The organism is Spirillospora sp. NPDC048819 (assembly GCF_040650055.1).
GTDB lineage: Bacteria > Actinomycetota > Actinomycetes > Streptosporangiales > Streptosporangiaceae > Spirillospora.
Genome location: NZ_JBEZGN010000009.1, coordinates 102,668 through 124,958 on the forward strand (window position 1 = coordinate 102,668; position 22,291 = coordinate 124,958).

11 protein-coding genes are annotated in these 22,291 nt (G+C 68.5%); 3 read left to right on the top strand and 8 right to left on the bottom strand.

Annotated elements, in window-relative coordinates:
• Window positions 1-231 precede the first annotated feature (231 nt).
• Window positions 232-1,044, top strand: a complete 813-nt coding sequence (locus tag AB0C35_RS15410; RefSeq protein WP_358455393.1) for an SMI1/KNR4 family protein — start codon at window positions 232-234, stop codon at window positions 1,042-1,044.
• Window positions 1,045-1,140: 96 nt separating this feature from the next.
• Here AB0C35_RS15410 and AB0C35_RS15415 read toward each other — a convergent pair whose 3' ends face one another.
• The 4 genes from AB0C35_RS15415 to AB0C35_RS15430 all read right to left on the bottom strand — a co-directional run bounded on the left by AB0C35_RS15415 (window position 1,141) and on the right by AB0C35_RS15430 (window position 5,611).
• Window positions 1,141-2,016: an NAD(P)H-binding protein gene (locus tag AB0C35_RS15415; protein ID WP_358455396.1), complete on the bottom strand. Its 876-nt coding sequence runs from the start codon at window positions 2,014-2,016 to the stop codon at window positions 1,141-1,143.
• A 125-nt stretch (window positions 2,017-2,141) separates the two neighbouring features.
• On the bottom strand, window positions 2,142-3,545 hold the full coding sequence (locus AB0C35_RS15420) for a metallophosphoesterase family protein (RefSeq protein WP_358455398.1): 1,404 nt from the start codon (window positions 3,543-3,545) through the stop codon (window positions 2,142-2,144).
• Window positions 3,546-3,660: 115 nt separating this feature from the next.
• Entirely contained in the window at window positions 3,661-4,371 is a 711-nt protein-coding gene (locus AB0C35_RS15425) for a glutamine amidotransferase (RefSeq protein WP_358455401.1), read from the bottom strand.
• Window positions 4,361-5,611 carry a MurT ligase domain-containing protein gene (locus tag AB0C35_RS15430; protein WP_358455404.1) on the bottom strand — a complete coding sequence of 417 codons (1,251 nt, stop codon included), beginning with the start codon at window positions 5,609-5,611 and terminating at the stop codon, window positions 4,361-4,363. The genes AB0C35_RS15425 and AB0C35_RS15430 overlap by 11 nt, the downstream gene beginning before the upstream one ends.
• A gap of 793 nt (window positions 5,612-6,404) precedes the next feature.
• On the opposite strand from AB0C35_RS15430, the gene AB0C35_RS15435 reads away from it, so the two are divergent.
• Together AB0C35_RS15435 and AB0C35_RS15440 are read left to right on the top strand one after the other, a co-directional pair.
• The gene (locus AB0C35_RS15435) at window positions 6,405-7,910 is read left to right on the top strand and encodes a hypothetical protein (RefSeq protein WP_358455407.1); all 1,506 of its coding nucleotides are present in this window, start codon (window positions 6,405-6,407) and stop codon (window positions 7,908-7,910) included.
• A 206-nt stretch (window positions 7,911-8,116) separates the two neighbouring features.
• On the top strand, window positions 8,117-9,064 hold the full coding sequence (locus AB0C35_RS15440; RefSeq protein ID WP_358455410.1) for a hypothetical protein: 948 nt from the start codon (window positions 8,117-8,119) through the stop codon (window positions 9,062-9,064).
• 6 nt (window positions 9,065-9,070) lie between these two features.
• Here the strand turns inward: AB0C35_RS15440 and AB0C35_RS15445 are convergent, their stop codons facing one another.
• The 4 genes from AB0C35_RS15445 to AB0C35_RS15460 all read right to left on the bottom strand — a co-directional run bounded on the left by AB0C35_RS15445 (window position 9,071) and on the right by AB0C35_RS15460 (window position 22,259).
• Entirely contained in the window at window positions 9,071-11,713 is a 2,643-nt protein-coding gene (locus tag AB0C35_RS15445) for an ATP-binding protein (RefSeq protein ID WP_358455413.1), read from the bottom strand.
• Between the two features lie 602 nt (window positions 11,714-12,315).
• Entirely contained in the window at window positions 12,316-12,738 is a 423-nt protein-coding gene (locus AB0C35_RS15450; RefSeq protein ID WP_358455416.1) for a hypothetical protein, read from the bottom strand.
• 259 nt (window positions 12,739-12,997) lie between these two features.
• Window positions 12,998-14,656, bottom strand: a complete 1,659-nt coding sequence (locus AB0C35_RS15455; RefSeq protein ID WP_358455419.1) for a WD40 repeat domain-containing protein — start codon at window positions 14,654-14,656, stop codon at window positions 12,998-13,000.
• 496 nt (window positions 14,657-15,152) lie between these two features.
• Window positions 15,153-22,259, bottom strand: a complete 7,107-nt coding sequence (locus tag AB0C35_RS15460; protein ID WP_358455422.1) for an RHS repeat-associated core domain-containing protein — start codon at window positions 22,257-22,259, stop codon at window positions 15,153-15,155.
• Window positions 22,260-22,291: the final 32 nt, after the last annotated feature.

Here is a 22,291-nt window from a genome sequence, read left to right on the forward strand (position 1 = left end):
TCGGCCATGTACCAGCGTTCGTACTGCCCGTCGGTGGCGTAGGTGCGGGTCATGCGTCGGCCAGGATGCGGGCGACCTCATCGTCGCAGTGCGCGAAGAATGCGTACCGAGCCGCTCTTCGCAGGTCGCCGTCCACTCGTAGAGCGGGTCGGTGATGAAGTGACAGCTGCTGGATGGCGAAACGTGTCCTACGTGGCGTGGTGTCGGTGGCGGGTGTTTGGGTGTCTTCCTATGGACCGCGAGGAACTGATGGCGACCGTGTCCCGCCTCATGGAGGTGGAGGCCGGTCCACTGACGTGCGAACAGCCCGGGCATCCGGACGGGCACACATGCGTGCTGGTCTCCGACGACGGCACCGCTCCAACGAAGGCGTTCAAGCGTCGATACCCCGGTGTGTACTGGAGGGGCGAGCCGCCGATGGCCGTCCCGGAAAAGCACGTCTGGGACCACGCCTGGGCACACGGCATGCGGGCGGTCGCGGTCGGGGAGGACGAGGCCGGGCGCCTGGTCGTCGCCGTCGCGGAGCGGACCATCCCGGAACCGGTCGATCCGCCCGCGGAGATGTCGTGGGTGGAGCGGCTCGTCGCGGTCACGGGCGGGCCGTCGTCGCCCGTCCCCGCGCCCGACTGGGCAGCGGTCGAGTCGCGGCTCGGCACGTCCCTGCCGAGCGACTACAAGCGGCTCGTCGAGACGTTCGGCTGCGACGGCATGTTCAACGGGTTCTTCGTGGTCTTCCACCCAGAGGAGCTCATCTGGCACACCGAATACCACGCCGGCCACGACATGAGGTTCGGCGACGAGCATCCGCCGTTCCCGGCCCCGGGCGGGCTGATCCCCTGGTCGAACAACGAGCACGAGGAGAACTACTTCTGGATCACCGAGGGGCCCGACCCCGACCGGTGGCCCGTCTACGCCGTGGACAGCCTCGACGAGGGCGGCCGGTTCGAGTGCACGGCCACGGAGTTCCTGTTCCGGCAGATGACGGACCAGAGGCACCCGTTTCACACCGCCGCAGAGCACGTCCGGGGGCACTGGTTCGAGTAGTGCGTCCCCCCGAAGTCCTGATGCTCACGCCCCACCGGGTTGAGGGGTCCTCCCAAACGTCCCCGGTGGGGCCAAGGTGGCGGAGCGTGGAGCCGGTCAGGCTCTGAGGAGCGGACGCAGGTGGGTGTAGGCCCAGGCTGCGAGGGTGGTGGGGGTCGTGGTCAGCAGGTCGCGCGGCTGTTCGGGGATCAGGTCGCGTGTTCCGGCGGTCATGCCGACGATGCCCTCCACGGCGCTGGAAGGCAGGCCGGCCGAGTGCAGCGCGGCGCGGACGTCGTCGTCGCCGACGGTCTCGAGCCGGATCGGCCGGTCCAGCGCCCCGGTGAGGATCTCCGCGATCCGTTCGTAGGTGAGATCCTCGGGCCCGTGGACGGCCTGCACCACACGGCCCTTCCACTCGTCGTTCAGCAGCCGTGCGGCCACGATCTCACCGATGTCGCGCGGGGCGACCCACGGCAGGGGCATGCCGGGCCGGGCCGACGTGGTCAGCACGCCGCGGGCCAGGCCGTCGAGATCCAGCAGCAGGTTGGTGAAGAAGTAGCCGCAGCGCAGGTGGAGCGTGTCGGCGCCGGTGGCGTCGAGTCGCTCCTCGATCCGGGCCAGTCCGTCGATGTGGCCGGCTCCGCCGCGCTTCTCGGCGCCGATGCTGCTCAGCAGAACGACCCGCGCGACCTCGCCGGCGCGGGCGGCGTCGACGATGCCGGAGGCCGTCCGCTCCGAGGTCTCGATCGGGTCCTCGGCCGTGTGCGGGGTCGGGTCGACCCAGAAGACCGTCCGCGCGCCGGACGTCGCCTCGCGGACGAACGCGGCGTCGGTCAGGTCGCCGCGCCGCACGTCGACGCGCTCGCGGGTCGCCGCGTCCAGCCGCGCCGGGTCGCGGACCAGGACCCTTGGCCGGACGCCGGCCTGCAGCAGCAACCGGACCACGCGGGATCCAACGTGTCCGGTCGGAGTGGTGACGACGATGGTCATTGTGGTGTCCCCCTGTGCCTGTGACGTTTCCTGGCACGCTACGAACGAAGGCGGTCAGGACATGGCCGCATTCGGCTGTGTACTCCAAAAAAGACCGCCGACGTGGGGGTGCCTGATGTCCGGGGCTACCTCAGGGGCGAAAGGCCGGAGAGGTCTCGGGGGACGACGGTGTTGCGGTCTGTGTGGCGGTTGCCCAGGGAGAGTTGGGGCCATTGGCCGGCCAGTTCCTGGCGGCTGCGTTCGCTCCACGCTCGGGCTTCGGAACTGCGCGTCTTGTAGAAGTTCAGCGCATAGCCGCCGGTGTGAACGCGCAGGAGTGTGAAGCCGCCCGGGTACTCCTTGACGGCGCCTATTTCCTGCTGGACGACGCGCGGTGCCAAGGGGAAGACCGAGCGTTGGTTGCGGTGGGTATGGCCCGCGTGGTGAAGGAAGACTCCGGGCGCCCGGTTGTAGGCCGTGAGGATTCTCAGGGATTGGCCCGCGTCCAGGGAGCGGGTTCCGGTTATGGCGAGCGGGTCGTTCTCCACGAAGAGGGGATGGTGGCCGAAGATGAGCGTGGGACGGTCCGGGTCCTTCTTGAGTTCGGCCTCGAACCATGCCTGCTGGGAGGGGGACAGCCCACCTGCGTCGCCGCCGTTTCCGGGCTTGTCGTAGGTGTCGAGGCCGATGACGCGGAGGCCGTTGAGGTCGCGGGTGAAGTACGTCTCGTCGGACGTGGAGAAGGCGTCCTTGAAACAGTCGTTCCCCTGGTGCTCGCCCGGCGTGCAGGAGGCGTAGGGCTCGCCGGAGTGGGCTCGGTCGTGGTTGCCTCGGGCCACCAGATAGTCGCTGCCCAAGGTGCCGAACGTGTCGAGGATGTTCTTCGCGCTCTGGAGGTCGGCGGGGGCCGCTTCGCTCGTTATGTCACCTGCGGCCAGGAGGTATTGCGCGCCTCGGGCCCGGGCGTCGGCGATCAGGGCCTTTGCCATGACTTCCGGGTAGGGCGGGTGGCCCGGAAGTTGCTCGATGCCTTCGATCCAGGGGAGTTGGCCGACCAGTCCGGCGACCGTTTCACCGAGGTGAAGGTCGTTGCACAGGGCGACTGAGAAGAGGTGACGGCCCGGGGGCGGCTGCGGGGCCGTGAAGGCGAAGACGTCGCCGTGAGGGGTTCCTGCCGATTGGCCGAAGGCGAGAAATGTGGGGGTGGCGGCGCGGCCTCGGGAGAGGGCTTTGTAGTAGTACGTCCGGCCCGGTTCCAGGTCCGTCAGTTCCACGTAGTGGTACGGGGTGCCCGAGGGGCCGTGGGCCGTGGACGTCAGGCGGGACGGGTGCGTCCCGTAGACCACCTCGGCGTCGGACGGGGCGGGTTCCATCCGGCCCAGGCCGTCGTCCGTGCCGGGAATGCCGGTGTACCAGGTGAGGACGGCCGTCGTCTCGGTGACGGTGACCAGTTCCAGGTTCACCGGCCGGACGTCGTCGGCCGCGCGGGCGGACGTCCCGTCGAGGGCGGGCACGAGGGAGGCGCTCGCGACGACGGCGCTCCAGCGCATGACGTCTCGGCGGCTGGGCCGGCAGCAGATCATGGCCGTTACGGTGGCACCGGCACGGCCGGACGGCCAGACCCAAAGAAAACGGTCGCCGGGGACGAATCCGCGGGGACCTCGCTCAGCCCACGACGGCCTTGAGTCGCTCCTCGCGGAGGCGGCCCGCCCAGGAGTCGTCCAGCGGCTGCAGCTCGGTACCGGTCGCCCAGCGGAGCAGGAGGTCGGCGAGGCCCGGGTTCCGGACGAGCGCCGGGCCGTGCATGTACGTCCCGAGGACGCGGCCGCTGTAGGCGCCCTCGAAGCCGTCGCCGTTGCCGACGCCGTGCACGACCTGCGCGAACGGCTGGGCGTTCGGGCCGAGGTGGGTGACGCCCTGGTGGTTCTCGAAGCCGGTGATGCGGGGGACGTTCAACTCACCCGCGACGTCGCCGACGATCTCGCCGACGGCGCGTTGCTCGCCGCGGCCCGAGCGGATGTCGAGGAGACCGAGACCGGGAAGGAGCTGGCCCTCCTCGCCGCCGAACTCGCGGCCGAGGATCTGGTAGCCCGCGCAGACGCCGAACACGACGGCACCGGACTCGACCGCGCGGGCGAGGCCGCCGTCGCCCGCGAGGCGCTGCGCCGCGAGGATCTGCGGGCGGTCCTCGCCGCCGCCGAGCAGGTAGATGTCGCCGTCGGCGGGGACGGGCTCGTCCGAGCGGAGGTTCACGGTCTCGGTCGGGATGCCGCGCAGGGCGGCGCGGCGCTGCAGGACGATCGTGTTGCCCTGGTCGCCGTAGGTGCTGAGGAGGTCCGGGTAGATCCAGACGATTTTGATGCGGTCAGACGACACGGCCGTACCTCGTTCGGATGCTCTGGAAGGCGGTGTAGTTGGCGATCACGTCCAGGTGCCCGGGCGGGACGGCCATGACCGCCTCGCCGATGTCGTCCACGACGGTGAAGGACACCTCGGCGGCCTCCAGGCGGGCGGCGAGGTCGATGCGGCGCTCGCCGGTGACCCACACGGGACGGCCCTGCAGGATGCGGTAGTCGACGTCCCACAGCCAGGACGTGTCGCGGCCGTCCGGGCCCTGCGCGTTGATCGACAGCGCGACGGGGCCGGGCTTGGGCTGCAGGACGTCGAACGCCTCCAGCCAGCCGGCGGGGTTCTTCGACAGCAGCAGCCGGATCTGCCGGCCCTCGTGCTCGACCGTGGTGTAGCGACCGGCGACGGAGGTGACCTGCGACAGCAGCGGGAGCGCCTGCTCGGGCGGGACGCCGAACTGGGCGGTGACGGCGAGCGCGATCAGGGCGTTCGAGCGGTTCGCGCGGCCGGGCAGGGACAGGCCCGTCAGCGAGAACGTCCGGCCGTCCGGCGCTGTGACCGTGTCGCCCTTCAGCGCCCAGTCGGGGCGGGGACGGGCGAAGGTGCACTGGCGGCAGCGCCAGTCGCTGTCCTCGTCGGTGTCCTCGCGGTCGAGGGGGCCGCCGCATTCGGGGCAGCACCAGGAGTCCTCGCGCCAGTGCTGGCCCGCGGCGACCCACGTGACGCTCTTGGCGCTGGACGCGCCCCAGGTCACGAGCGGGTCGTCGCAGTTGGCGATGACGTGGCTCTGCGGGGACGCCTCCAAGGCGCGGCGCCACTTGCCGGCCAGCAGCCAGATCTCGGCGGCACGGTCCATCTGGTCGCGGCTGAGGTTCATCAGCGCGACGACGTTGGCGCCCGTCTCGGCCAGCACCATCGGGACGTATTTCTCATCACACTCGAGAACGCCGTACCGGGCGGTGGGAGCCGAGGCGAGGGCGGACACGTGCCCGGTGGGCATGTTCGCGCCGAACGCGTTGGTGGCGATCTCCCCCAGCGGCGTCATCGCCGAGGTGATCAGCCGGGTCGTCGTCGTCTTGCCGTTGGTGGCGCTGACGAGGACGAGCTTGCGGTCCTTGGCGAGTCTGGTCAGCAGTTCGGGATCGAGGCGGAGGCCGACCCGTCCGCCGATCACCGAGCCGTCCCCGCGGCCCGCCATGCGGGACATCTTGGCGGCCGTACGACCGAGCGCGACGGCCAGCTGCGAACGCAGCGGAAGATCGCTCATGGACTCCGTCTTCTCTGGATGCGCCGGGAAACCGCCTTGAGCCTAGCCGCTCGGCGCCTCGCTCGCGGCGTGCGGGCGCGGATGCGGGACGTCCCGCCGCCCGGCGATCGATGATGTGACAAGATTCACAGCGCTTCGGGTAAACCGATGCGGCGAATCTTGACCAGTACCGACATGTCGTGATTCGGTGCGACCTCCGACTGCGGTGTGCCAGATTGCCAACCACGCGTCCGAGAACGGCGTCACCCACTACTTTTGTCGGGAGCCCTGCGGGTTTGCGGGGAAGCGAGGGCCGCCCGGTTCGGCGGACCCGATCGCAAGCGTGGGCAAGCGGCTATAAGGCGAGGTCTGAGCGATGCAGTGTCCGACGTGCGGGAATGACACGCCCGGGACGCTCGGCAAGTGTTCGCACTGCGAGGCGCCGATCGACGTGTACTCGGTCGGGCCCGTCGTCCCGCTGTCGGCCCCGGTCGCGGACGCCCCCGCCGCCGGCTCCGCCGACGCGCTCGGCGACCGGACGATGATGGTGCCGCCGCCCACGCCCTCCTGGGCCTCCAACGCGAGGCCGCCCGTGGCGCCGGACCTGGCGATGCCCTCGCAGACGGCCCCCGAACCCCCGGCCGCCATGCCCTTGACACCGTCGGCACAGCAACCGGCGTCGGCATACTCGCCCGGGGCAGGGCAGGCATCCGGAGTAGGGCAGGGGCCTGGAGCAGGGCAAGGGCCTGGGGGAGGACAAGGGCTGGGGGCAGGGCAGGGGCCTGGGGCAGGGCAGCCGCCGCTTCAGTTGTCCGTGGAGCCGCCTGAGCCGCCCGTCCATCAGTCCGCGGCGCCCGCCGAGCCGGCGGCGCCCTACCAGCCGTCGTCATTCGGCCCGCCGTCCGAGCCGACCGGCCCGTCGTCCGTCCCATCGTCGGGTCCGCCGCTCGGCGGGGCGCAGGCCGCTCTGCCGACACCGGTGACGGGGACACCGACACCGCCCGCGTCGCCGCTCCCGCCAGTCGACCCCGAAGACACCGCCGCGTGGACGTTCAACCCCTACGAGGACGACGACGAGCCGGAGGCGTCCGTCCCGTCCGGCGGCTTCGGCGCTCCGCCGTCGCCCGCATGGGGAGGCGGGCTGCCGGCGCTGCCCGCGAACGAGAGGCCCGAACTGCCGGCCTCCGGCATCGGCTCCGGCTCCGCGGAGCACCTGCCGAACACGTTCGGGCTGGAACCGCCGCCCGAACGCTCGGAGTCGATCGTCCCGGAGTCGTGGTTCGCGCAGCCGCGCAAGCCCGACGGCCCGGACGCCGAAGCGACCCAGATGTGGGGACAGCAGCAGCCGGGCGCGGGCGTCCAGCAGCCGCCCCCGATGCTCGACGCGGACGCGACGCAGATCGCGCCCGGCCAGGGGATGCACAATCCCGGCATGCCCGGCGGCCAGGGCTCGCCCATGGGCTTCGGCGGCAACTTCGACCAGACGCGCATGGACCCGGGCCAAGGCATGGCCGCACCCCCGATGGGCCAGGGCCCCATGGCCCAGGGGCCGCCGATGGGCGGCCCGATGGGTGGCCCGATGGGCGCTCCGATGGGCGGCCAAATGGGCCAGGGAATGCCCATGGGTCCGATGGGGCAGGGCGGGCCGGGCGACCCCGCGTACGGCGGCTACCCGCCGAATCAGGGCGGACGTCCGGGTGGCGGTGGGCCGAGCAAGCCGCTCATCGCAGCCGTCGCCGCCCTGGTCACGGTCGCGGTCGGCGCCGTGGTGTTCGTCGTATGGCCGTCCGGTGACAACTCGTCCGCCGGCGGCGACCCCACGCCGTCGCCGTCCAACAAGCAGGTCGCGCAGAAGAACCAGATCCCGACCGAGACCGTGGAGCAGGCCAAGGTCGTGAACAAGGTCCTGGACGACAGCGTCGCCACCCGCCGCGTCCTCGCCGGCGCGCTCGGCCGCGCGGGCAAGTGCAAGACGCTGCCGCAGGCGATCCAGGGGTTCGAGAAGGTCGCGCAGCACCGCCAGAACCAGCTGGTCCGCACGAAGAACCTCCAGGTCGACAAGCTCGCGAACGGGGAGCGCCTGCGTGTGTCGCTCGCCCAGGCGCTGACGGCGTCGCTGCAGGTCGACCAGGTCCTGCTGCAATGGGCGCGGCAGAACCAGGCCAACTGCCGGGGCAAGCCGCACCCGGCCGCGGCGAAGGTTCCCGGACGCGCGGCAGGTGAGCGGCGCGCGACGACGGCCAAGCAGAAGTTCGTCGTCCTGTGGAACCCCGTCGCCAAGAAGACGGGCCAGCCGCAGCGCAGTTGGAAGCGGGTGTGACGGCCGGTCACGACCCGGTTGCGATCTTCTGACGAGCCGCCCGCGCCGTGGGACGGCGCAGTATCTTGTCCCCGTTTGGGACTTACGGGGTAGTGGGACTTCACGGGGTAGGGGGCCTCATGCGGTGTCCGGGCTGCGGGAACGACACCAATCCGGCGTTGCCCCGGTGCACGCGCTGCAACGCGTCCCTCGGAACCCCACCGGGCGTGGACCCGACGGCCCCCGACCAGCGCGGCGGCGGCGCGACCTCCCATGACCCGCAGGCCGGCGACGCGACCTCTCATGACTCCCCGGCCGGCGACGCGACCACCCGCGACCCGCTGGGCGGCGCGGCGCGTCCCGGTGAGCCGCTGCCGCCGCCGTGGACCTCGTCACCGCAGGAACCCGTCCAGTGGGAGTCCCCGCCGCCCGGCCCCCCGCCCGGGCCGCAGCCCGGCTTCCCGCCCGACCACACGACGCCCATGCCCCCGGACGAGACGTCGACGCAGCTCTCCCCCGAGCCGTGGGCCGACCCGGTCTCTCCGGAGCCGTGGGCCGAACCCGCGATCTGGCAGCCGCCCGCGCCGCCGAAGCGGAGCAGGGTCCCGTACTTCCTGGCCGCGGCGGGAGCCGTTCTCCTCTTCGGGTTGGCTCTCGGCATCGTGTTCTGGCCGAGCGGATCGGAGACGCCCGCGCAGCCCAGCGGCGGCGGCGTCCCGTCCGCCCAGGGCCAGGGCACCGAGTCCGCGACCGGCGAGCCCGGCGGCGACGCCGACAGCGGCGACGTCGAAGCGCAGGCCAAGGCGGTGGACGCCCTCCTTGAGGACATGGGCACCACCCGTTCCGAACTCGGCGGCGTGGTCGTCGACGGCTGTCCCACCAACGGCCTGCGACGCATCTTGGAAATGCGCATGGGCCAACTGGAGAGGGCCCGCGAACTGGACGTCAGCGCGCTCGACAACGGCGTCCCGATGAAGGACGCGCTCGTCCGCGCGCTGGAGGCGTCGACCGAGTCGAACCAGCGCTACGTGGACATCTCGCCCGGCTGCCCGACCGAGGCGGAGGTCGCGGACGTCAACCAGCGCGCGAGCAACGCCAAGAACGAGTTCATCGGCCACTGGGCTCCCGTCGCCGAACAGGCCGGCCTCCCGGCCCGCACCGAAAGCGACATCTGACCGGCGTCACTCCGCGTCCTGGGACTGGCCCAGGAAGGGGAGCCCCTTGGACGGGTCCTCAAAGGGGGCGACGAATCGTTCGAACCAGCTCAGGATGGGTTCCAGCCATTCCGTGACGCGCATCGTCTCGGCGACATGGTCGACCTGTTCGTCCTCCTCGAAGCCGATCGCGACAAAGGTGAGGTCCTGGTAGAAGCCCGCCTGGTCGTCGGCGCCGTAGAGGGCGGTGAGGGCGATGGGACGGTTGCGTTCCAGTTCCATCGACAGCGGATGGCGGCGCAAGCTGCGGAGGCGGTGACCGAGCTTCGGGTCCGGCCGCTGCTTCAGGCCGGGAAGCTGGTAGTCGAGGGGCGGGGCGGCGGCGTGCTTGTCCGGAACGCCCTCACCGTAGGGGAACAGGCGGTCGAGTTCGTGCAGCCACCTGACCTGCGGGATGACCCAGTTCGGGTCGGGGGCGGTGCCCGGGGGCGCGCCGTCGAGGAGACGTCCGGCGACCTCGGCGACGGCGGCGGTCAGGTCGGACGGCGGGTAGGCGGTGCGCAGCGACCGTGACCGCCGCGTCACCGACCTCTCCACGACCGTCGCCAACGCGCACTCGCGCAGCCGGGGCGCGAGCCGCGACCAGGCACGGCGCAGCTCGGGCGGAACCGCCGGCATCGGCCGGTTCACGACATGGGACAGGACCAGCGTGTCGGCCCACAACCGAAGCCACGCCCAGTCGGCGTGCCCGGCGATGAGATCGGCCTCGCGCAGCTCGTAAAGGGTGCAGGCCCGCCCGGAACGGCACTCGCATCCGCACGCCGCCGAGCGGCGGCCGTCCACGGGCGGCGGCGGACCGGGCAACTCGGCCTCCCGCCCCTCCCCCAACGGCACCCGCACCCGCAGCGGACGGTCCATGCCGTCTGCGAACACGGCCGCGACCCCCGGCCGCAGCGACACGACCTCCCGAGACTGGTCGACGTCCAGGTTCATCGCCGCGCCGACCTGGTGCCGGTCGTCGTAGGCGGGCAGCCGGTGCACGACCTTCAGCGCCGTGTTCTTGATGACGTCCGGGACGAGCTTCGTCGGGATCTGCTCCGCGACGATGATCCCCTCCCCGTACGCGCGGATCTCGGCGAGCATCCCGGCGAACAGCTCGACGGCATGCGAACTGGTGCGCTCAGGCCCCCGGTTGCGCAGCAGCCGGTGCGCCTCCTCGATCACGATGACGTGCCGGAGCGCAGGCCCGTCGCCCCGGTCGCGGCGCCGCTCCCGCATCCGCAGATGCTCGACGATGCGGATGATGAGCGTCCCCATGAGGAACGCCTTGTCCTCATCGTTCGCGACGTCCTCAATGGCGAGGACGATGTTGTCGCGGAGCATCCCGCCGATGTCGGCCGGGTGACCGCCCTCGAAGAACCGTCCCGCCGAGCCGATGCGCAGCGAACGCAACCGCACGTCCACGAAACCCTGCACGTCGGCCATCAGCTCACGCCCGTAGCCGACGTCCGAGATGACCTGAAGCGCCGCGTTCTGCAACTGCTCCAACGTCGGAACGGCGGGCTCGATGAGCGAACCGGGAACACCCCCGCCCGTCACCACGTCCCACCCGTTGTTCTCATAGACCCTTTGCAGGGCCTGCGCCATGATCTGCGGGAACGGCTCCTCAGCGTCGAAAGCCGCCTGGAACAGCGCCCGGACCATGTCGATGTGCGCCTGCACCGGGTAACCGGGCTCCGGGGCGAGCGGATTCACCGACAACGGCACCGACCCCGGATCGGACGGATTCACCACCGTCACCGGCCCGCCGAGATCCCGGATGCGCCCCGCCATCGCCGCGTACTCCGACTTCGCCGGCTCGATCGCCAGCCACGGAATGCCCGCACGCGTCAACTGCTCCAGCAGATGCCGGACGGTCTGCGACTTGCCCGCCCCCGTCGCGCCCGTCACGAACACGTGCCGGTTGATCGTCGAACGCGGCACGGTGAGCCGCCCGACCTGCCGGTCCTGCCCGTCCAGGATCGCGCCCAGCTCGATCTGCGCCTCACCCTGCCCATCGGTCTCGGACGTGACGTCGAAGTACCCGGCGTCCAGCACCCGCAGCCCCGGAACCTCCCGCCGCGGCAACCCGGCCAGCGCCGCAAGCGCCCCGGCCGTGGCCACGAACGGAAACCGCTGCTCCGGCTCGGCCACCGCACGCACCGGGACGGGCGCCGCACCGGGGCTCAACATCTCCCCGAACGACCCGCTCCCCTGCCCCGACCGAAGCCGATACGGGTGATGCCCCAGTTCCATCGACCCGACCAGCACGGGCGCGATCTGGCTCAACTCGTCCTGCGTGGCGGCCCCCGCCACCACCCGGACCTGCCACAGCCCCGCCTCCCGGAACGCGTCCAACTCGGCAAGCCGCTGATCCGCCCGAGCGACGGCGAGCCGCGCCTGCTCGTCCTCTCCCCGCCGCAACATCCGCAACTCGTGATGCAGCTCCCGCATCTCCGAATCGATCAGCCGCTCGTCACACGGATCGGCGACCACGAACCACCCGAACGGCCGCTCCATCAACGTGACCAGCGTCGCCTCGAACAGCCCGGGCCCGCCGTCCGCCCCCGCCCCCTGCGGCGCGAGCCGCCCGGGACACCGCGTCCACGCCATCCGCCCGGCCTGCCGCAACCACCCGTCCCCTACGGGAACCCCACGGGCACCGCTCGGGAACAACAGCCCGTACGACTCCGCCCCAGGCTCCGGCGCCCCGATCGGACCCGCATTAGTGATCAGCTCCAGCGGAGCCCCACCACCCGCCGACAACCACCCGACAACGAACGGCCGCCCCAACCGCGCCGCCGACAACACCGCAGGCAGCACACTGACAAAGTCCCACTCGGCAGACGCATCCCGCTGCGGCGCGGGGATGGCCAGAATCCGATACCAGGGCCCCGGCAGCACGAACTCCCCCGCCTCACGGCGCCCCCGAGCCTCCGGCACACCCTGCGAGCCGCCCGCCCGCATCCCCGCCGGCGGCCCTCCCGGCGGCACCGGAGGCAGCCCGGCCCCCCTCCGGTAGGGCGGCATCCCAGGCGACGGCGAACCAGGGGAAGAAGTCACCCCAGCATCCTGACGCCCCACCCCACCCCAAGCCAATGCCCCACCAGGAAGAGCACTCCACCGCAGCATGACCCACGAGGGTTGACGATGACGTCACCGCAACGGCCACCGGACGCGGAATCACCACCCCGGAAGCGCAAGCCCAGTTTCCGGGACGAACGCAGGCAGACCTATCGAAGTTCATACCTATTGCCGGTGATCGTGGCGATGAGTCCGTTGTGATGCACGACCACCATACGACCGGCGCGAGGCGAAATGATGACGACATCGCTCGCGGTCATCACGTCCTCAAACACTTCGGCATAGGAATGCACAAATTCCGAAAAGCCTGTGTCGTGAACGAAAAATGGCCCGAAATTCGACTGAAAACTATGCATCGTTACTACGACCAAGATACCGACCAAAACGGGCCGACAGTAGTCGACCAGCCTCTCGGCGACATCTCGCGGATCACGATCATCGGTCGGGAATTCCGTCCAGGCCGCCGGCGAGAGCCCAACGATCTGATCGGGATCGAACCCACCCGAACCCGGATTCACCGCGTCCAGCACACGTTCGGCGATCCTCCAGTTCGGATGGACCGACAACTCCACCCTCGCCCCCCTGCGCTAGACCCAAATAGACGCCCCCACCACTGGAGTATTAAACGATGTGGCATCGCTTGAGTCGTGCCGCATCCCTGCGAGAACCCAGCTTTTCCCACAGCGCTCCAGACGCCGAACCCCGGATTATCCACACACCATAGACTCGCAAACCCACGCCCATTAAAAGGTGGGCATGGCGAGTTCATTTGACTTCCTTTATTGCATCGCATACTCAAGTCCCGTGCCCACTTGTGTCAATGAAACTTGATCATTTGGAATCTCTTCTCAAATTGTCCGTAATCGGCGGACGAACGCGCGCCAGATCGCTTCCGAATCCGACAATGAGATCTCCGCCACCGGTCACGTTCAGCGTGTTTGGTCTGCGCGGCAACAACATCGGAGGGCAGAGCTCGGCGCCTGTGTTCAGATCGGTCAGTGAAATCCTGCCGTCCGCGCGGCCGATGTAAACACTCGGCCACGCCCGCACAGCAAGCGCGGTGACCTCTGCCCTGACACGAACTTTCGGCCCTACTGAATCGCCGGAGGCGTTCCACACGCGAATGGTGTGCAATCCGGAACGCCCCTCATCGAAGTGCCCAGTCACGATATGAGAGGCGAAAATACTGAGGACGACATCATTGCCTACCTCTGGAAGGGCGATCGACGGTGCCTCGAGGTCATCGAGGGCTTGTAGAATCAGCGGCTGGCTGTAGGAGGAACATGCCGCGAATACCCTGCCGCCCACGTTCCCAGTCACGAACCCTGTGACCATAGACGAGACCCCGGTCTGAGTCTCGGCGAGGAGGATCCCATCGCGAGCTCGCCACAGCTTGAGTTGTCCTTCGGGACCGAAGGTGGCCAGAATCTGGCGACCTTGTAATGTTACACGGGACAGCCAATGTACATACATAGGATGCGCAGCGATCGGGGTACCGTATTGGACACCACCGGTAATGTTCCACCGCCGCAGACTGCCGTCGGACACGTATCGCGAGCCGGCACCTGCCGCCGCGATAACATCGCGACCATCGAGCCAGGCCGTAAGAGTGCGCGTATTTTCGACGCCGGTCACCAGCGGATCAGTGATCGGCCGCCCGTTTGTGCATCTACGCGCTACGATCGTGCCGCCCTCATCGACGCTGACCACGGCGTCGGCTCCTTCCACCAAGGCGACGGCGCTGATGCGCTCGTTATGGCCCGATTCGCGAACCACAGGAACACCAAGATTCCACACGGCTATCACACCGTCTTGGGACGACCCGGTGAGCAGGAGGTCGCGATCTTGCCACCTGATCCCTTGCACTATGCAACGTGCGACCGGCCCGGCGATCGGTGACTGTTCCTGTTGAGACGTACTCAGGTCCCACAAATGCACTCGCCACGGCGTGGGGACCGTAAGCGTCCCCGACAACGCGGCCAGCTTGACGTGAGGTCGGGGGTCGCTCCACATCCGCATCAGCCCATCGGGAGGACGCCCCTCATGGGCAGCGATTGGAGCGCTGATCCGCGCACCGGTCGCCAGGTCGTATGTGACGATCGAGCCGCGTTCGCCGACCACGGTCACGCAATCCCGGCCGCCCAAGGTGGACAGCACGACATCCCGTACCCTTCTGAACTCCTGCGGTACTCGTATACGCATGCGCCTGCCGCTCTCAAAATCCCACAGTGAGAGTCCCTCCCCACCGGTGAGCAGGACGTGGCGCCCGTCAACCAGTTGGCCTCCACACATCGAGTACGCCACAGGCGCATCCAGCACACCCAGCGGCTCACAGGTCGGCAGGGACAAACGCCGGACGCGTCCCCTCACGTCCAGGGCCACCACTTGCGTCCACCGATCGGAACCCACCACGTACAGGTCCCGCACATCCTCGCCTGTATCGACCGTTTTCCGCAGGGACGAATCCGCTACCGTCCAGATCCGCAGCACGCCGCCAGGATGGCCGGAGACGAGCAACAGATCCCCTGCGGCAGTCGCGAACGACAGACACCGGACGGGCTCCGCGCACGGAAGAGCACGCGATCGCCCGGAGAGGACATCCCATATTTGTAGTCGAAAGCTCGTCCCGTTATCCCGCTGGGTTGGTCCTCGGGTAGACGTCGCAATTAATGGGTGCCCGCCGAACTCTGTCCAAGCCATCGCCGTCACGGACCCTACATGCAACTTCAACTGAAGCCTGGGATCGATATCCCGATCACTCGCCCAGCCTACCCGCCATAGTTCCGTGTCATTGCTTAACCTGGCATGCTGTTCCGAGGCATCAACAAGTCCCCGGCGCACGGTGTCAAGGTGCCGCAATTGACGCCGATCGAAATCACTGAGGTTAAGCCACCCCGAAATAGCCGCTCCGCCGTCATCCGAATCCAACATCGGTCCTCACTAACGATCTTCTCGATATAGCACAACGTAAGCACACGACTCACTGTCACCAAGGGTCCCACGCTCCAGGTGCGGGTTCCGGCAGTCCGTGTCGCGCGAACGCAGTTCGAGCAATTTCCTCCAATGAAGTGAATCCCGGCATATCCCAGGGCCGATAGTGTCCAGATTCATTACCGAAATTGATGATCATACCAGCTTCGTCGACTTGGAACATACCCGCCATGATCACAGGTCTACCCTCCGCCAGGCTCGTATGCCCCGCCGTTTCGTCGAGTTCAACGAGGTCATCCAGGTGGACAGCTCGAAGCGATCCGCGCGGCCGCACAACGTAGAGGTACTCGCCTTCCCGAAGGGATCCCCCTGGCCTTACACCGGCAACCCGAGGAATGGGACCCTGGGGCGTATCATCCACCCCTCCGCGGAAAGCCCTCCACAGCTTGGGACGCGTGCAGTTGTGAACGAGAACCGACGTCTCACCGGCCAACACGTAGAACGTGTGAGCTTCGGCGACGTTCAGGTTGTGGACTCGCTGGTGCGCGGTGCGGGGCTTGACGGCGGTGATCTGGACGTGGGTGCCGGCGCTTGTGCGGAGCCACATCCCGGGTATCAGGTCGGCGGCCTCGACCCACTTCGCGATGTCGCCGGTGACCCAGAAGGGGTGGTTGTCGGTGGCGATGACTACGCCGTTCTTGGCGAGCTTGTGGTTGAGCGCTTCGGTGGAGCTGGCTTTCGGCTCGTTCCCGGTCACCCGGAATCGGTGTGGGGCGTCGGTGTTGACGGTGATCTGGACGAGGTGCTTGTCGCCTTTGGAAGTGATGGTGCCCAGGACGACCTGGGGGCTGGTTTCTCCGGTTTCTGGGTCTGTGGCCAGTACCTTGTCGCCGACTTCGATGTCTTCGATGTCCCGGCGACTGCCGTTTGCAAGGAGAACCTGCGTTCCGGGGACGAAACTGCTGCACTTCTTTGGTGAAGGACTTGCGGGCGAAGATTTCTCCGGCGACCGCTTCGGTGGTGACGTCTTTGCGGGAGGAGGATCTGCGGGCGACCCGCCTCCTGACCCCTTCGGCGGATCCGGCGCGTCGTTCCCCTTCTTCGCCAACTGCTTCATGAGTGCCCGGAGGAATCTACTACCCGGCTTGAAGAGTTTGCCGATAAACGGGATGAACCCAGCCGCGGTCCATGCGCATGCGCCGGCACTCTTGCCGGTGAGACAACTCCAAGCGTCACGGACGCCGAAGATTAGATCAAGTGCGTCTATCACCACGGGGAGCCAGCCTGTGGTGGGTGGCGGGCCAGGGTTGTTCACGGCCAGCCGTTCCCTGATCCACCGGTCTTTGGCGCACCGGTATGTCGCTACATCTGCGGGGCTGCATCCGCCGTAGGAGGCCATCGCGCGATGGACTCTTGAGGATCCGCCGGAGGACCATCCTCTCGACCAGTCTCTTGAACCGCCCGGCCTTGCGTGGGGGCCGGTGTGGGCGAAGTCTGCGGAGCAGGAGTTTCCTGGGCAGGTGCCGCTGGGGTCCGCGAAGGTGACGGGGCTGTTGTTGGCGTAGGTGTAGCCGTTCATCTGCTGGGGGTCGGCCTGGTTCAGGACAGGGTCGACGGAGATGAAGCGGCCGGTTTCGGGGTCGTACTCGCGGGCGCCGAGGTGGGTAAGGCCGGTGGGGTCTTGGGTGGCTCCGAGGAAGCCCTTGTCGTTGGGCCAGGTGGCGTCGTCGTCCAGGCTGCGGACGGCGCCGAAGGGTGTGAAGCGGCGGACGGTACTGGCCTGGGTGGCGGCGTCCACGGCGATTTGCGCAGTGCCTTGGTGGTCGGCGGTCAGGTAGGTGACGGTGCCGTCAGCGGTGCGCATTGCGACGGGTTGGCCACCAAGGCTGTAGTAGCGGGTTCCGGTGGCGGTGCTTGCGCCGTTGTAGGCGCGCAGCTCGGTGCCGCCGAGGTAGAGGGTCGATCCGGTGGGGTCTTTTCGGATCAGACGGTTACCGCCGGCGTCGTAGACGAAGGTGACATCGTTGCCCTCTTCGGAGGACTTGGCCAGTTCGCCTTCGGTGTTCCACTCGAAGGTCTGGGTGCTGCCTGTGGGGGTTTCGGTGGTTTGGATCGCGGTGGTGTTGCCGACCGCGTCGTAGCCATAGGTGCGGGTGCGGTCGCCGTCCGGGCCGGTCTCGACGAGTGTGTTCAGGCGGCTGCCGCTTCCGGGGGCGGCGTAGGTGTAGGTGCGGACGGTGTCGGCGTCGCCACCGATGCCGTGCTGGATTTGTTTGGTGCGGTTGCCGGCCTTGTCGTAGGTGAAGGAATGCCAGTACGGGGCCGGGCCGCCGATGAGGTTGTCGGCGGGTTCGGATGCGCAGGCGTCAGTGGTTCCTTGCGTCCAGGCTTGGGTGAGGCGCTGGAAGTGGTCGTAGGTGAAGCATTGGTTGTCGACGCCGTCCTGGGAGGCGTCGGTGATTGAGGTGATGGTGCCCGCATCGGTGTATTGATAAGTGGCAGCGCGGGCGGAGCCGGCGATTCCTTCGCGGGAGGTGGCGGCGTGGTCGAGCCGCCGGGTGCCGTACTGGTACTGGAAGGTTTGGAAGGCGCGTTTCCCGGGGGACCCGTAGTCGACGATCTGGACTTCACCGGTCTTCCGGTAGTTGATGTCGCCGATGTAGGCGTGCAGGTCGCTGGACAGTTTGGTGGGGCGGGCGAACTCGTCGTAGCTGGGAGTAAGGGTTTCGTAGGGCAGGCCGCCGGCGACGGGTGGCCTGAAGGACTGAAGCGTGCCATCGCTGTTGTATTCGGCGACCATGGAATAGGTTCCCGCCAGCGCGCCCTCGGTTGAGGGAATGGTCACCGTGGCGGTGTGAACGCGTCCCATCTCGTCGTATTCGCGGATGTTGCTGGTGTACTGGGCGCCGTTGTGGTGGCGTGTCGCGCTGGCCGGTTTGCCTTTGCCTCGCCTGACGGTGTCGTAAGTGAAGGAGGTGAGCTTGCTGCCGTCGGCTGAGCCGTCGCGGGTGTCGGTGACGCGGCCCAGACCGTCATAGTTGGCGAAGACGCTCTTGCCGCGCGCGTCGGTAGTGGAGACGAGGCGGTCGAGGTCGTCGTAGGTGAAGGTGGTGGTTCCCTTGTCAGGGTCGGTGGTCTGGGTCTTGCGGCCGCGTAGATCGTAGGTGGTGGTCCAGACGTTGCCGGACGGGTCGGTCACCGAGGAGGTCTGGCCGGCGGGGGTGTAGGTGTAGGTGGTGGCGTCGTAGTCGCCGGTGGGGGTGGCGGCCTTGTACTGGCGGCGTTCGACGACCTGGCCGAGTGCGTTGGTGATCTGGGCGGTGGGCGTGGCACCGTCGGGTGGGGTGACCGAGACGCGGTTGCCGCCGCCGTAGTCGTAGGTGGTGCGCCACAGTTCCGCTTCCGGCTGGGAGCCGTTGCCGGTCGTGAGGCGCTGGACGGTCGGACGGCCCAGCCCGTCATAACTTGTGCGGGTTTGGGTCTCGACCGCACCCGGGGTGCCGACGCCGAACAGCTCGGTTTCGGGGGCGCCCGTCGCCGGATAGGCGGCGTAGGTTTTGACGGCCTGGCCGCGGTCGTCGTAGAAGGTGTCGGTGATCAGCCGTGCCGACTGGCCCTCGGGCGCCTGCGTGGGCGTCTGGGTCTGCCGGGGACGCAGCCATCCGTCCAGCAGGCTGATGCCGGTGACGCGCAGGCTTCCGGCGACGATGGCCTTGGACGTGACCGCGACGATCTCGCCGTTGGCGAACCGGTACTCGTACTCGTGGCTGGGATCGTCGCCGTTGGCCTTGGACCGATCGGGCCGCCACACCTTCCGCAGCCGCCCCAGCCCGTCGTAGACCAGGTCGGTGACCTGGCCGTTGGCGTCGGTGGCGCGGACCGGCTGCCCCCAGGCCGGATCGAGTTCCTGGTTCGAGGTCAGCGCCGTGGACGGGTCGGCAGGGTTGGGCGGCGGGGTGGTCGAGGTCACCTTGGTGGTGAGCCCCTGCGTTTCGGTGTAGGCGGTGGTCGTCACCTGGCCGAGGGCGTTCTTGGACTGCGTGACGCGCCCGTAGGGGTCGTAGGTGTTCTCGATCTCGGTCACATAGACCGGGGCACCGCCGTCGTAGCCGGAGACGTTCTCGACCTTGGTCGCCCGGCCCTGGGTCGGGCCGGCACCGTAGGCTTGGTCGTCGTAGAAGGTCCGGACATCGGAGAGGACCTCGTCCGGGCGGTCGGCTGTGGCCGTGCAGGACGCCGCGACGGTCTCCACGCGAGCCGGATAGTCCACCATCCAGGCGCTGGTGTTGTCGGCATAGGTGGTCCGGGTGCACTTGTCGTCGACATCGGTGGTGACGTCACCGAGATCGTTGACAGAGGTGACGCGTCCGACGCCGGGGCCGGACGCCTTGAACGTGTTGTCGATCTTGGTCTCGAGCCAGCCGCCACCATCCTTGGCCGTCCACGCGCGGGCGGTGTCGACGCCGATCACGTTGGCGGTGACGGTGCCCCAGGAGCGGGTTCGTGACGCGGTCTGCACCCGCCACGGAGTGTTGACCGATTTGGAATGGACGCTGCCGCCCGGCTCTGTGTACTGCACCGTCTTGAGCGGGAAACCGGCGAGGGCGTTGTGGTCGGTGTAGGTGCCGCCCTCTCCGTCAGAGACGCTGATGCTCTTGGTCCCGCCGGACTTGGTCTGACGGTCCCCGTCCATGCCGCGCATGTAATAGGTGTCGGACTGAGTGGCGGGGTCGGCGAAATCGCCGGTGAATGTGCGGACGTGGCCGTACCCGCGCCACTGCGACCAGGTCTTGTCCTTCTCTTTGGTCAGCCCGTCATCGTCGTCGAAATGCCAGGCCGCACCACCCACGTACTCGTACTTGGTGGCCATGTCCGGGGCCAGCCCGGTGCGGTCGGTCTGAATGACGGACGTCACCACGTACTTGTGGAACCAGTCGGTGATCGGATCCTCGCGTCCCGGAGGTGTCCAGATCACCGGCATGCAGCGGGTGGTGTTGGTCTCCGGCGTCGGCAGATTCGACAGGGAGCAGTCGGTGTCGGAGTAGGCGATGTCGATCTGCCCGCCGGCCTCGTCGTAGATGGCGCCGAGCCGGTAGCGGTAATAGGCCAGGATGTCGTCGCCGGTCTCGTCCAGCCGGTTGGGCATCTGGACGTGGTTGAAGGTGACCTTCGGCATTGTCACCGCCCCGCCGCCGTCGGTCGCGGGGTGGCCGGTGTGCTCGATCTCCTCCAGCAGCAGGTCGCGCTCGACGTCGGCCAGGCCCCAGTCGTGGTTCAGCGACCACGAGTCCACCGGCCGGTAGCCTGAGCCGTCCGGCTTCAGGATCTGGGTCGTGATCTTGGCCAGGCGCTTACGGGACCAGAACGTCGGCGTGAGCGCTCCGTGGTCCTCCTTGCATTCCTGGCCGGAGTTGCAGTTCAGGTCCCACGGGACGTCCCACCACTTGTCGGGGTTGGTGCCGATCTTGGACGGGGCGCAGTCGAAGGTCGCGTCCGGGATGCAGCGCTCGGAGGTGGTGAAGGTGACCTGCGCGGGCGCCTTGGCGAACAGCGCGTCCTTGCGCAGCCCGTAGGAGATCGTCTCCAGATACCCGCCGCGCGTGTAGGCGGTCTCGTCCTCGGGCTTGAGGTTGCGGCCGTAGTGGTTGGCCTCTTTGCCGTAGGTGTACAGGATGGCGTTGCCGCCCGGGTCGACGACGTAGTCGAGGTTCCACCGATAAGCCTGCTGACACCATGAGCCCGCGAACGTCGAATCGTGGCAGGGCTCGCCGGAGTCGTCGCCGAAGACCGGCATGGTCCACGCCGAATTGGTCTCCGGTTTGCCGTCCGTCCATTCGGGAGCGCGGTTGAGACCGAAGTAGTACTGCGTTCCGTCGGCGGCGGTGACCTTCCAGTACTCTCCGTTGTCATCACCGTTGTTGTTCGAGGAGCTGGTGAGCTTCTCGAACTTGGTGCCGTCGTCGTTCTTCAGCCGCCATGTGCCGTCGGCGGCCTTGATCAGCTCTCCGCCCTTGCCGTTCCAGGCGATGGTCGCGTTGTCATAGGCCCAGCACTGGTCACCGGGCGAATTCCCCCACTGGTCCTTGGGGGCGCCGTCCTCCTTGCACGACTTGAAGCGGCGTTCGATGAAGCCCGGCCACAGGTCGAAGCCCTCCCCGACCCACGACGGCTGCCCATTGGTGTTGGCCGTGCGGCCGTCCACACTGCTGGACGAATAGGAGACCGCGACCTTCGGCGTCAGCGCGCCGGGCACCGGCGGCACCCGCATCGGATACGACCACGAGAAGTCACCGCCGCTGCCGCCCGCCTCCCAGGTCGCTGAAGAACTCAGCGAGGTCGCCTTGTAGTCGCCCTGGGAACTCCCGGAATCCGCGGCAGCGACCAGCAGCGTCACGTTGCCCTGAGCCGAGGCAACCGCCGGAGACCCGGACTCGGGGGCCGGTGCCGCCTCCACTTCCGCGGTCAGCGTCCTGCCCTCACCGTCGTTGGCCGTCTCCAGCGGAACGGGGGTGCGACACTCCGGTCGAGCGGGGGTGGTCAGGGCGCACTGCGGCAACCGCATCAGCCGCAGGCGGGCACCATATGCGCCGCCGAACGCCTGCCCGAACTCGGCGTAGTCGAGTCGCAGCCGCACCCGTCCGGACGTGGGGGCATCGGTGCGGGCCACGGTGAACGCCACCCCGTCCACACCCACGGTGCGAGCGGCGTCACGGTCCAGGACCTGAACCCGCACCCGGTCAGCCCACTCCACGCGGCTCCGTCCGCGCTTCTGCTCGCTCGGCGGCAGAATCTCGATCGGGAGGTCACCCGCCTTCTTGGCCCCTTGGGTCCCGGCCGAGCGGGCGGACGCCGAACCCGTGGGGACCTCGACCTCGGCGCTGCCGGCCGCCGGCCGCGCCGCTCTGGCCGCCGGGCCCGGCTTGACCGCCGGATCCGACTTGCGCGGCCTCACCTTCAGAGCCTTGCCATCGACAAGTTCTTGATGGTCCTCGACCGTGGGACGTCCGGAATTCGGCGGCTCGGCGGAAGCCGCCGGCGCCGACAGCAGCCCGGCCGGCAGCACGACCGTCATCACGATCGCGGTCGTCCTCAGAAGCCGACTCCAGCCCAGCAGCAACACCTTGCCACGGCTGCGACCAGACACCTTCCGGCCAGCGTTCACGACGTCCTCCAGCACACCAATCCGGCGCGGAT